The following is a 10,497-nucleotide window of genomic DNA, read 5'->3' as shown; positions in this document are numbered from 1 at the left end:
AAGCAGCACCTCGACATCCGCAAGTTCCTCGGCACCAGCGACAATGCGATCCGCCTGCAAGTCCTCGCCGCGATGATCGCTTACCTGTTGCTGCGCATGGCCGCGCACGCCAACTGCATCACCATGCTGCCGCTCAGGCTGGCCGAACTCGTCAGCCAGTTCCTGTTCNCCCGTCGATCCATCGCCACCATCGACAAGCCCCCACCCATCAATCCCAGCATTCGCAAACCTCCAACCTCCCCAAACCAGATGGAGTTCTGCTATGGCTGATCTTCCCCGGACAGCCCTGCCGCAAGGGGGGAGAGGGCTCAGTGTGCCCTGTGTTGATCGACGCGGATCAAAACTCCTAGCCCAACTTTTCCCTCGCCAGCTTCGCGCCCGCGCCGAGCGCCGCGAGCTTCGCCTCTGCGATATCTCTCCGCATCGGCGCCATGCCGCAATTGGTGGTCGCGACGATGTTGCTGAGCGGCACGAATTTGGACACCGCCTCGATCACCTGAACGACGTCCTCGGCCGTCTCCACCGTGTCGCTGGCGACGTCGATCACGCCGGCTTGCACCACCTTGCCGGGGAGCAGCGCGAGCAAATCCAGCGGCACTTTCGAATTGCGGCACTCGATCGCGACCTGCTGGATCGGGCTTTTGGCGATCGCCGGGAAAATATCCTCGTATTGCCGCCACTCGCTGCCCAGCGTCTGCTTCCAGTCGGTGTTGGCCTTGATGCCATAGCCGTAGCAGATGTGAACGGCGGTGGTGCAGGTCAGCCCTTCGGCCGCCCGCTCCAATGCCTTGATGCCCCAGTCGGAGACCTCGTCCATGAAGACGTTGAAGGCGGGCTCGTCAAACTGGATCACGTCGACGCCATCCGCCTGCAGCGCCTTCGCCTCGTTGTTGAGCAGTTCGGCAAAGGCGAACGCCATCTTGACCTTATCGCCGTAATACCGGTCGGCGACAGTGTCGGCGATGGTCATCGGGCCAGGCAGGGTGAATTTCAGTTTGCGCGTGGTATGGGTGCGCGCGACGCGGGCCTCGTCCGCATGGACACGCCCCTTGAGCGTCAGCGGTGCTGTCACCTGCGGCACCATCGCCTTGTAGCGGTCTTTGCGGATGCCCATCTCGACCTTGTGGGCGAAATCGATGCCCTCGACCTTCTCCAGAAAGCCGTGGACGAAATGCTGGCGGGCCTGCTCGCCCTCGGTGACGATATCGACGCCGGCATCCTCCTGCAGCTTCACCGCCAGCATGGTGGCGTCGCGCTTGGCGCGGGCGAGCTCGTCGCCCTTCGATTTCCAGGGTGCCCACAGCGTGTTGGGCTCGGCCAGCCATTCCGGCTTCGGCAGAGAGCCTGCGATCGTGGTTGGAAACAGCATGGGAGCCTCCCGATGGGTTCTGATTGAGCGCCTGTCTGCCATGTCTTATGGTCAAGGTACAGAACAACAAAAGTCGCCATTGCCTGGAAAATCTCGATCATACTGGAGAGGAACCGGGGCCTTCGGCAGGCCGAAGGAGCCGCGGGTGAAGTAGGCCAGTCCCCTCATGGTGAGGAGGCGCTTGCGCCGTCTCGAACCATGAGGCCACAGACGGGCCCTTCATCCTTCGAGACGCGCGAAGACGCGCTCCTCAGGATGAGGATCGAGAACCAACAAAAGGAAACCCCATGCTCGAATTCTTCTTCGATTGCTCCAGCCCCTGGACCTATCTCGCCTTTCATAACATCCAGCCGCTCGCCAAGGAGCTCGGCGTCGAGATCGCCTGGCGGCCGATCCTGGTCGGCGGCATCTTCAACACCGTCAATCCGAGCGTCTATGCCGCACGCGAGACGCCGGTGCCGCTGAAGGCGCGCTACATGAAGAAGGATCTCGCCGACTGGGCGCGCTCCGCAGGCCTTGCGATCAAGATGCCGCCGACGGTGTTTCCGGTGAACAGCGTCAAGGCGATGCGCGGCTGCATCTGGGTTGCACAGGAATCTGGCGAACGCATGGTGCCGTTCGCGCGCGCCGTGTTCGAGGCCTATTGGGGCGACGACAAGGACATCTCAAAGGATTCAGTGCTGTCGGATATCTGCCAGAAGATCGGCGTCGATCCCGTCAAATTCTTCGAGTGCATCGGCCAGCAGGCGATCAAGGACCAGCTCAAGGCCAACACGGACGAGGTGATGGCGCGCGGCGGATTCGGTTCGCCAACGATCTTCGTCGGCAGGACCGACATGTATTTCGGCAACGACCGGATGCCGCTGATCCGCGAGGCGTTGGAGCGGCTGAAAGCGCGGGCGGCCTGATGCCGAAAGCCGTCGTCTGCCGCGAACTCGGTCCGCCCGAGAAGCTGCGGCTGGAAACCTTTGCCTCCGCGCCGCTGGCGCCGGGGCAGGTGCGCGTCGCCATTCGTGCCGCCGGGATCAATTTCCCTGATATCCTAATGGCCGCGGGCGAGTATCAGCTCAAGCCGCCACTGCCGTTCACGCCGGGCGTCGAAGCCGCCGGCGATATCGTCGAGATCAACGGCGCTACGGGCGTCGCGGTGGGGGACCGGGTGATCGTGAAGATGCGGCACGGTGCTTATTCCGATGAAGCGATCGCCACGCCCTCGCAGCTCGTGCCGCTGCCATTGACGTTCGACTACGCCGAAGGCGCGACGTTCCTGGCCGGTCACGGCACGGCCTATCACGCGCTGATCGATCGCGGCCGGCTTCAACCGGACGAGGTACTGCTGGTGCACGGCGCCGGCGGCGGCGTTGGCCTTGCCGCCGTCGAAATCGGCAAGATGCTCGGCGCCACCGTGATTGCGACTGCGTCAAGCGACGAGAAACTCGCGATCGCCAAAGCGAGGGGCGCCGATCATCTCGTGCGCTACGACCAGGAGCCGTTCCGCGATGCCGTCAAGCGCATCACCGACGGGCAGGGCGCCGACGTGGTGTTCGATCCCGTCGGCGGCGAGGTGTTCGAAAGCTCGATGCGCTGCATTAACTGGGGCGCGCGGCTATTGGTCATAGGCTTCACCGGTGGCATCGGGCTTGCCAAGACCAATCTGTTGATGATCAAGGGCGCGAGTGTGCTCGGCGTCCGTGCCGGCGAAGCGGTGCGGCGAAATCCTGCGCTTGGCGAGATCAGGATCAAGGCGCTGACGGAATGGGCGGAGGCCGGAAAAATCCGCCCCAACGTCTCGCATCGGCTGCCGCTGGAGGATTACGCGAAAGCGATGCGACTGTTGATCGACCGCAAGGCGATCGGCAGGGTGGCGCTGGTGATAGAGTAGTTTCCCGTCATGCCCCGCGAAGGCGGGGCATCCAGTACGCCGCGGCTCATCGGTTCAATTACGCTGGTCTCGGATTACTGGGTCACCCGCCTTCGCGGGTGACGACAGCGTCAGGTGGGATGACCGCGCTTATTTGTACTCCCGCTCCGTCCACCACGGGAAATAGTCGGGCATGTCGCTCGATACCTTGTTCTTGAACTCTGCCGGGCGCTTTTCCAGGAACGACACCACGCCTTCCTTGACGTCTTCCGAGCGGCCGCGGGCGTAGATGCCGCGGCTGTCGACCTTGTGGGCTTCCATCGGATCGTCAGCGCCGAGCATCCGCCACATCATCTGCCGGATCAGAGCGACCGAAACCGGCGCGGTCTTGGCGGCGAATTCCTTGGCGAGTGCGCGGGCGGTCGGCAGCAGATCGTCCGGCGGCACGACCTTGCTGACGAGGCGGCCGGCGAGCGCTTCCTGCGCCGGGAACACGCGGCCCGAATAGCACCATTCCAGCGCCTGCGAGATACCGACGATGCGCGGCAGGAACCAGCTTGAGGCCGCCTCCGGCACGATGCCGCGTTGGGAGAACACGAAGCCGAAGCGCGCGGCCTCCGACGCGATGCGGATATCCATCGCAAGCTGCATGGTGACGCCGATGCCGACCGCTGGCCCGTTCACGGCCGCGATCACCGGTTTCAAGCATTTGAAGATGCGCAGCGTCACCTGGCCGCCGCCATCGCGCACCATGGGATCGCTGTAATCGACCGCGCCGCTCGCGCGCCGCTTCACCGGGCCACGCCGCGCGTCGCGGTCGAACGTATTGGCGCCGGAAGAAAGATCGGCACCGGCGCAGAAGCCGCGGCCTGCGCCGGTGACGATGATGGCGCGGACATTGTCGTCCTTGTCGGCGGCGTCGAAGGCGTCGATCAGTTCCTGCTGCATGGTGCCGTTGAAGGCGTTGAGCTTGTCGGGCCGGTTCAGCGTGATGGTGAGAATCTGATCGTCGACCTCGTACTTGATGGTCTCATACGCCATGGGTGTTCCCTCTGCTGTTCTGCATTTTTGATTGTTACGTCGTCATTCCGGGATGGTCCGAAAGGACCAGACCCGGAATCTCGAGATTCCGGGTTCGTCGCTACGCGCCGCCCCGGAATGACGATGACAATTACTTCGGCGGCGTCGGCCACGGCCGCTGGGCACCGCGCAGGCCCTCGAATGCCTTGGCCATGCCGAGCACGCCGAGATCGTCGAAGCGGCGGCCGATGATCTGCATGCCGATCGGAAATCCCTTGGCGTCATATCCGCCATTGATCGAGAGTGCCGGGTTTTCCGCCATATTCCACGGCACGGTATAGCAGATGTGCTCGAACGGCCTGTCGGGATCGTTGATGGGAGCAGCGAACTCGGCCGGGAAGTTCACCACCGGCGACACCGGGGAGATCACGTAGTCGAGTTCGTGGAACAGTTTTGCAGCCGCGGCGCGGATCGCCATGGTGGCGTTAAAACCCCTGACGACGTCGACACCCGAAAGTTTGGCGGCGGCTTCTGCCCATTTGTGGATGTAAGGCAGCGTCTTGCCGCGCTCCTCGGGCGAAAGCTTTGAGAGGTCGTCCCACAGCCGGGCCCGCCAGAAATTATCGAGCCCGTCGAGCATCTCGCGCGTCAGGATGCCGTTGACTTCGGTGACGATCGCGCCGGCGGATTCGAACGCCTTGGCGGCGTTGACGGCTACGTCACGCACTTCCTGCTCAAGCGGCTGGCCGGCGCCGGCATCCAGCATCAGGCCGATGCGCAGCTTGCGCGGCGACTTGTCGAGCGTCTTCCAGTGGATGCTGCTGTCAGCCGGCAGACTCATGCCGTCGCGGCGATCCGGCTTCGCCAGCACGCACATCATCAGCGCGGCGTCATCGACGGTGCGGGTGATGGGACCTGCGACCCGGCCGACATAGGGGGGATCGATCGGAACGCGTCCGAGGCTCGGCTTCAGCGCGACGAGACCGCACCAACAGGCCGGCAGCCGCACCGAGCCGCCAATGTCGGTGCCGAGATGCAGCGGACCGTAGCCGGCCGCGCCCGCCGCGCCCGCGCCGGAAGAAGAGCCGCCGGGGTTCTTGGCTAGATCCCAGGGGTTGCGGGTGAGCGGGTGGAAGCTGGAGAGGCCCGACGACAACATGCCGTAGTCCGGCATCGTCGTTTTGGAAAAGATGATCGCGCCGGCTTCGCGCAGCCGTGCGGCGGGCGGGGCGTCTTTCTCCGCCGGTACCAGCTTCATGCTGGCCGCGCCCAGCGGTATCGGCTGGCCTTTGGTGGCGATATTCTCCTTGATCGTCACCGGCACGCCGTCGAGCGTGCTCACTGGCTCACCCTTCTGCCAGCGGTCACTCGACCCCTTCGCGACCGCGCGTGCGCCATCGGGATCGAACAGATAGAGCGCCTTGATGTGCGGCTCCCAGGCCGCGACGTGCTCGATCACTTCCTCCAGCACTTCAGAGGGCGAGAACTGCTTGGCGCGATAGCCGACGATCAGGTCGGTGGCGGAGAGGTCATGCAGCGAGGTGACCTCTTCCTCGGGGGGTGGTTTATGCATGCTAACCTACCGGGAGCCGGGTTTCGATGATGCGGGCGAACATGCTGGCGCCGATCGGCAGGATCTTGTCGTCGAGGACGAAGCCGGAATTGTGCACGGGCACCGAGCCGTCGTGGCCGATCCAGAAATAGGCGCCGGGCACCAGCTGCATCATGTCGGCGAAATCCTCGCTCCCCATCTTCGGCTGCGAGCGCGTGAGCACGTTGGACGGATCAACCACGGTCTTCGCCACCGCTTCGACCACCCTGGACTGTTCTTCCTCGTTGACGAGGACGCTGAACGTGTCGCGGATGTCGATGGTGATCTCGCACTCGAACGTCGCGGCGACGCCGGCGCAGATCTTGCGCATGCGATCGCGGATCAGCGCGCGCACGCCGTCGTCGAAGGCGCGCACTGTGCCGCCGAGCTTCGCCTCGCCGGGGATCACGTTGTTGGCGGAGCCGGCGTGGATCTGCGTGACCGACAGCACCGCAGACTTCAAGGGATCGATGTTGCGGCTGACGATGGTCTGCAGGGCTTGGGCCAGCGTGGTCGCGATCACTACCGCATCCTTGGAGCGCTCCGGCATCGCGCCGTGCGCGCCATAGCCCTGGATCGTGATGTCGAAGAAATCGGCGCCTGCCATCGCTGGTCCGGGCAGGATCGCGATCTCGCCGTGATTGAGATCCGGCGCATTGTGCAGGCCATAGACCTCGTCGCAGGGAAATTTTTCGAACAGCCCATCCTTGATCATGGCGCGCGCGCCGCCGAGGCCTTCCTCGGCGGGCTGGAAGATGAAATGCACGGTGCCGTCAAAATTCTTCGTCTCGGCCAGATAGCGCGCGGTGCCGAGCAGTATCGTGGTATGACCGTCATGACCGCAGCCGTGGAAGCGGCCCGGAATGGTCGAGCGCCATTTCAGATTGGTATTTTCTTCCATCGGCAGCGCGTCCATGTCGGCGCGCAGGCCGATGCGCTTGCCGCCATCGCCCTTGCCCTTGAGCACGCCGATCACGCCGGTACCGCCGAGGCCGCGATGGACCTCGATGCCCCAACCCTTCAGCTTCTCGGCGACGATGCCGGAAGTACGCACCTCTTCGAAGCCGATCTCGGGATGGGCATGCAGATCGCGGCGGATGGCGGTGAGTTCCTCGGCATAGCCGCCGATGCGTTCGATGATGGGCATGTCTTTATTATCCCGTGACTGAGGATTTTGGGCGTGAGGGGGCGAATGGGGCAAAGGCCGGGCCGTTCGGCTTGAGGCGGATGCCCGGACGCAGCCGCGTCCAGGGCAGCGCTGCGGTATCGGCTGGCATCGCGCCTGGGGCGGCGCAGATCAGAAGCTTTTCGGCGATCGGCTCGAAGTCGGCACGGAAATGCACCGAGCTCTTGTTGACGAGGATTTTCTGTTCGGTCGGCTCGATGCCGACATAGCGATACATCGCTTGATCGGCGAGCTGCGCCTTGTAGGAGCCGACGACGACCCTGACATCGCCGATGCGCAGGCAGGCCGAGGGGCCCATGTCCATGTCGCGGCCGCCGTAATAGGGGCCTGGCGCCACGAATTTGCCGTCCGACAATTTTTCGACGACGAACGTTTCCTTGTATGGCGCATCGCCCGGGATGCCCGATTTGCCGCCGAGCGCCAGCGTCACGGTGGCGCCGACGCCCGCCGCATGCGCCGCCTTGGCCGACTCCGGATCGTAGATCACGCCGGTGGCGGCGCGGGACGCGTTGTTGCGCACCAGGGCGCGCAGCATGCCGGTGGTGTCGGAATCGCCGCCGGCGCCGGGATTGTCCTGGGTGTCGGCGATAATGATCGGCTTCTCCGCCGTTTTCGCAAGCTCTATGGCGAGGCGCACGCCATCATCGGGCGAATAGATGCGGCCATCGAAATCGTCTTCATGGCCCTCGATGAGCGCGACGATCTTGTCGGCGGCGGCGTCCGCGTCGGCCTGCGTCCTGCCATAGGCGAACACGCTCGGCCCGCAATGGGGAAAATCCGCCGCCGGGAAGCCCGGCGCAAAGGACACCGTCGGCACGGCGTCGCTTTGGAGGGCGGCGAGCTTCTCGTAAATACTCCTCGTCGGCTGGTCGGTGGTGCATTGCCAGGAGATCGGTATCAGGAACGGCAACTGCCGGAACGCTTTTGCAAGGCGCTGCCCGGTCTTCAGCAGCAGCGCGAGGTGTCTGGCACAGGCGCGGCCGGTGTCGGCCATATCGATGTGGGGATAGGTGCGGTAGGCGATCAGCGCATCGGCATGCGCGATCATCTCGGGCGAGACATTGGCATGGAGATCGAGGCTTGCGACCAGCGGCAGATCGGGGCCTACCACCTTGCGCACGCGCGCGAGGATTTCACCTTCGCCATCGTCATGCTGCTCGGTCACCATGGCGCCGTGCAGATCGAGATAGACGGCATCGATCGGCCCGGCATTGGCGATGCCGTCGACCATCTCCTTCATGACGCGTTCGAAGGCATCGGTCGTGACATGCGCAGACGGGCTGGCGGCTGCGGAGATGGTCGGGACCAGCTCCCAGCCATTGGCTTCGGCCGCCTCGACGAAGCCGGCAAGGCCGACATTGATCTTGCGCATGACCTTGAGGACGTCAGGCCCATGCGCCATCGCCGGCCAACCGCCGCCATGAACAAAATCAGCATAGGTCGCCTTGGTCGGCGCGAAAGTGTTGGTCTCGTGCAGGAAGCCGCCGACGGCGATACGGGTCATAGTGCCTCAGCCAGTGTTTTCGGTTGGGGGACGTTAAGCGGGACATCGTGGCAAGCGCAAGGAGTGAAGCAATTCCGTTTTGCATGCCGCGTGGTACGGAATAGCTACGCGAAGCAAGACGATGAATTTGAGAGTTCGTCATTCCGGGATGGTCCGAAGGACCAGACCCGGAATCTCGAGATTCTCAGGGGCACAAGGGCGCCCCGTAGTTCGCTTCGCGCCCCGGAATGACGGTGTGCTTGATTACTCCGCCGCCACTTCCACCGGCCGGAAATTGGCAAAATCCCAGCCACGCCCTGGGGCCGCATCGAGTAGCGCCTTGGTATAGGCCTGCTGCGGGTGGGTCAGCACCTGCGCGGCCGGGCCCTGTTCGACGATCCGGCCATGCTGCATCACAGCGACGTCGTCGCAGATTTGCGCCGCGACGCGAAGATCATGGGTGATGAACAACAACGCAATGCCCAGCCGCTTCTGGATTTCGTCGAGCAGTTCGAGCACCTGCGCCTGCACGGAGACGTCGAGCGCCGAGACCGCTTCGTCCGCAACCAGCACGTCGGGGTCGAGCGCGAGCGCGCGCGCAATCGCGATGCGTTGACGCTGGCCGCCGGAGAATTGATGCGGATAGCGCGACACTGCATCGGCCGGCAGATCGACCAATTCGAGCAGATCGCGCGCCTTTGCCAGCGCTTCCGCACGCGGCATACCGTAATTGATCGGACCCTCGGCAATGGTTTCGCCGACGGTCACGCGCGGATTGAGCGAGCGGTAGGGGTCCTGAAAGATGATCTGGATCTTTTTGCGGTGCGGCTGCAAGAGCCGCCGCGAGAGATCGGAGATCTCGCGGCCGGCGAGCCGCACGCCGCCGGAAGTCGGATCGATCAGGCGGACGATGCAGCGCGCCACCGTCGACTTGCCGGAGCCGCTTTCGCCGACGATGCCGAGCGTGCGGCCCTTGCGCAAAGTGAGGGTGACGTCCTTGGCGGCGGCGACTTCGCGCGTCTTTCCGAGGAACGAACGCTCGCGATAGACCTTGCCCAGTTCGTTGGCTTCCAGCACCACCGGCTCTTCGGTCTCCGCGCGCGGCGCCCGCGGCACCAGGCTCGGCACCGAGGAGAGCAGGTTGCGGGTATACTCCATGGTCGGCGTGCGCAAAATGCTGTCGAGCGTGCCAGTCTCGACGAGCCGGCCGTAGCGCATCACCGCGACGCGATCAGCGATCTCGGCGACCACACCCATGTCATGGGTGATGAACAGCACGGCGGTGCCGTGATCGCGCTGCAGGTCGCGGATGAGGGTCAGGATCTGCTTCTGCGTGGTGACATCGAGCGCCGTCGTGGGCTCGTCCGCAATCAGCAGTTTCGGTTCGAGCACCAGCGCCATCGCAATCATGATGCGCTGGCGCTGTCCGCCCGACAGCCGGTGCGGGTAGGAGGCAAAGATGCGCTCCACGTCCGGCAGCCGGACATGCTCCATCATTGCCAGAATCTTCTGGCGGCGGGCGCGGGCGTCGAGATCGGTGTGGGCGCGCAAGACTTCGTCGATCTGGCGGCCGACCGGCACCACCGGATTGAGCGCCGTCATCGGCTCCTGAAAGATCATCGCCATCCTCGTGGCGCGCAACTGCCGCAGGCGCTTGTCGGTGGCGGTGAGCAGTTCCTCGCCGACCAGCTTGACGCTGCCGCCCGAGGGCACCAGCGCGCCTTTCTGCAACAGCCCCATCACGGTCAGCGACGTCACCGATTTGCCGGAGCCGCTTTCGCCGACCACGCAAAGGGTTTCGCCTTCGCGCACCTGCAGCGAGACGCCGTCAATGATGCGCTGGCCGGAAGGATTTTTGCCGAGGCCGACGACGAGGTTGTCGATGTCGAGGACGATGTTTTTCATTTCTATTTCCCTGCACCGTCATTCCGGGATGGTGCGTTAGCACCAGACCCGGAATCTCGAGATTCTCCGATGTGCAACTGCA

Annotated in this window: 8 protein-coding genes and 1 pseudogene; 3 read left to right on the top strand and 6 right to left on the bottom strand. The window is 64.1% G+C overall.

Annotated elements, in window-relative coordinates:
* Positions 1–270: pseudogene (locus tag YUO_RS47845) on the top strand (IS4 family transposase); the annotation flags it as partial.
* A gap of 76 nt (positions 271–346) precedes the next feature.
* Here the strand turns inward: YUO_RS47845 and YUO_RS0121860 are convergent.
* Positions 347–1,369 (bottom strand): methionine synthase, encoded by a 1,023-nt coding sequence (locus tag YUO_RS0121860; RefSeq protein WP_035727240.1) that lies wholly within the window; start codon positions 1,367–1,369, stop codon positions 347–349.
* A 287-nt stretch (positions 1,370–1,656) separates the two neighbouring features.
* Between YUO_RS0121860 and YUO_RS0121855 the strand changes: the two genes are divergently transcribed.
* The gene (locus YUO_RS0121855; RefSeq protein ID WP_028349187.1) at positions 1,657–2,277 is read left to right on the top strand and encodes a 2-hydroxychromene-2-carboxylate isomerase; all 621 of its coding nucleotides are present in this window, start codon (positions 1,657–1,659) and stop codon (positions 2,275–2,277) included.
* Positions 2,277–3,251, top strand: a complete 975-nt coding sequence (locus YUO_RS0121850) for an NADPH:quinone oxidoreductase family protein (protein WP_028349186.1) — start codon at positions 2,277–2,279, stop codon at positions 3,249–3,251. The genes YUO_RS0121855 and YUO_RS0121850 overlap by 1 nt, the downstream gene beginning before the upstream one ends.
* Before the next feature lie 129 nt (positions 3,252–3,380).
* Here YUO_RS0121850 and YUO_RS0121845 read toward each other — a convergent pair whose 3' ends face one another.
* From YUO_RS0121845 to YUO_RS0121825, 5 genes are all read right to left on the bottom strand, one after another.
* Complete coding sequence (locus YUO_RS0121845) at positions 3,381–4,271, bottom strand: crotonase/enoyl-CoA hydratase family protein (RefSeq protein ID WP_028349185.1); 891 nt, start codon at positions 4,269–4,271, stop codon at positions 3,381–3,383.
* 130 nt (positions 4,272–4,401) lie between these two features.
* The gene (locus YUO_RS0121840) at positions 4,402–5,823 is read right to left on the bottom strand and encodes an amidase (protein WP_028349184.1); all 1,422 of its coding nucleotides are present in this window, start codon (positions 5,821–5,823) and stop codon (positions 4,402–4,404) included.
* A gap of 1 nt (position 5,824) precedes the next feature.
* A complete protein-coding gene (locus YUO_RS0121835) occupies positions 5,825–6,988 on the bottom strand; it encodes a M20 aminoacylase family protein (protein WP_028349183.1) in 1,164 nt (387 codons plus the stop codon).
* Positions 6,989–6,995: 7 nt separating this feature from the next.
* A complete protein-coding gene (locus YUO_RS0121830) occupies positions 6,996–8,531 on the bottom strand; it encodes a M81 family metallopeptidase (protein ID WP_028349182.1) in 1,536 nt (511 codons plus the stop codon).
* 243 nt (positions 8,532–8,774) lie between these two features.
* Positions 8,775–10,415: an ABC transporter ATP-binding protein gene (locus YUO_RS0121825; RefSeq protein ID WP_028349181.1), complete on the bottom strand. Its 1,641-nt coding sequence runs from the start codon at positions 10,413–10,415 to the stop codon at positions 8,775–8,777.
* Positions 10,416–10,497 lie beyond the last annotated feature (82 nt).

Source organism: Bradyrhizobium murdochi (assembly GCF_000472965.1).
GTDB classification, from domain to species: Bacteria; Pseudomonadota; Alphaproteobacteria; order Rhizobiales; family Xanthobacteraceae; genus Bradyrhizobium; species Bradyrhizobium murdochi.
Note: the sequence above shows the minus strand (reverse complement) of the source record. Positions and strands in the feature narration are given on the sequence as shown.

Bases quoted from the DNA above. Each gene is read 5' to 3' on its own strand.
- YUO_RS0121860 (WP_035727240.1), bottom strand. From the start codon at position 1,369: ATGCTGTTTCCAACCACGATCGCAGGCTCTCTGCCGAAGCCGGAATGG.
- YUO_RS0121855 (WP_028349187.1), top strand. From the start codon at position 1,657: ATGCTCGAATTCTTCTTCGATTGCTCCAGCCCCTGGACCTATCTCGCC.
- YUO_RS0121850 (WP_028349186.1), top strand. From the start codon at position 2,277: ATGCCGAAAGCCGTCGTCTGCCGCGAACTCGGTCCGCCCGAGAAGCTG.
- YUO_RS0121845 (WP_028349185.1), bottom strand. From the start codon at position 4,271: ATGGCGTATGAGACCATCAAGTACGAGGTCGACGATCAGATTCTCACC.
- YUO_RS0121840 (WP_028349184.1), bottom strand. From the start codon at position 5,823: ATGCATAAACCACCCCCCGAGGAAGAGGTCACCTCGCTGCATGACCTC.
- YUO_RS0121835 (WP_028349183.1), bottom strand. From the start codon at position 6,988: ATGCCCATCATCGAACGCATCGGCGGCTATGCCGAGGAACTCACCGCC.
- YUO_RS0121830 (WP_028349182.1), bottom strand. From the start codon at position 8,531: ATGACCCGTATCGCCGTCGGCGGCTTCCTGCACGAGACCAACACTTTC.
- YUO_RS0121825 (WP_028349181.1), bottom strand. From the start codon at position 10,415: ATGAAAAACATCGTCCTCGACATCGACAACCTCGTCGTCGGCCTCGGC.